We start from the raw sequence: 1,139 nt of genomic DNA on the forward strand, positions 1-1,139 counted from the left end.
CTAGTCTTCTGAGTCAGGAATTCTGTTCAGATGTATAGGCTTGCCCTATGGCACGTACGGGGCGGCCGAAGGCCGAGTTGATCCTGTCGGATAAGGAACGGGCCGCGCTCGAAGGATGGGTGCGGCGCCGTTCCACGCCACAGGCGTGGGCCCTGAGATGCCGGATCATCCTGGCTTGTGCCGAAGGTGCGTCCAACAAGGAGGTCGCGGCCCGGCTCGGCTCGACACCGCATGCGGTGGGCCGGTGGCGGGCGAGGTTCGTCGAGCACCGGATCGCCGGCCTGGGCGACATGCCCCGTCCGGGTGGTCCCAGATCGGTCACCGACGAACAGGTGGCCGCGCTGGTCACCAGGACCCTGCAGTCCACCCCGAAGAACGCGACGCACTGGTCGACGCGGTCGATGGCGAAGGAGCTGGGCCTGTCGCAGTCGACGGTGTCCCGGGTCTGGCGGGCGTTCGGGCTGCAGCCGCACCGTTCGGAGAGGTTCAAGCTGTCGACGGATCCGTACTTCGTCGACAAGGTCCACGATGTCGTCGGCCTCTATCTGGACCCGCCCGAGCGGGCCCTGGTGTTCTGCGTGGACGAGAAGTCGCAGATCCAGGCCCTGGACCGCTCTCAGCCGGTGCTGCCGATGATGCCCGGCGTCCCGCAGAGGATGACGCACGACTACGTCCGGGCCGGCACCACCACTCTGTTCGCCGCGCTCGAGGTCGCCACCGGCAAGGTGATCGGCTCACTCCATCGGCGCCACCGGACCGAGGAGTTCAAGAAGTTCCTTCTCAAGCTCGACAAGGAAGTCCCGGCCGGCCTCGCGGTTCACCTGGTGCTGGACAACTACGCCACCCACAAGACTCCGGCCGTCAAGACCTGGCTGCTGGCGCATCCCCGGTTCCACCTGCACTTCACCCCGACCGGGTCGTCCTGGCTCAACCTGGTAGAGCGGTGGTTCGCCGAGCTGACGAACAAGCAGATACGGCGAGGCGTCCACAAGACCGTCCAGGCCCTGGAGCAGGACATCCGGACCTGGATCGCCGCCTGGAACACCGACCCCAAGCCCTACATATGGACCAAGACCGCAGACGAGATCCTCGAACGCCTCGCCTCATATCTGAACAGAATTCCTGACTCAGAAGACTAG

1 protein-coding gene is annotated in these 1,139 nt (G+C 65.4%); it reads left to right on the plus strand.

Annotated elements, in window-relative coordinates:
- The first annotated feature begins 47 nt into the window (after positions 1-47).
- Entirely contained in the window at positions 48-1,139 is a 1,092-nt protein-coding gene (locus OO54_RS40870) for an IS630 family transposase (RefSeq protein WP_033212800.1), read from the plus strand.

Origin of the sequence: Streptomyces wedmorensis (assembly GCF_000716445.1) — a bacterium.
GTDB lineage: Bacteria > Actinomycetota > Actinomycetes > Streptomycetales > Streptomycetaceae > Streptomyces > Streptomyces wedmorensis.

Excerpts from the sequence above, each read along its gene's own strand:
- OO54_RS40870 (WP_033212800.1), top strand. The coding sequence starts at position 48 with ATGGCACGTACGGGGCGGCCGAAGGCCGAGTTGATCCTGTCGGATAAG.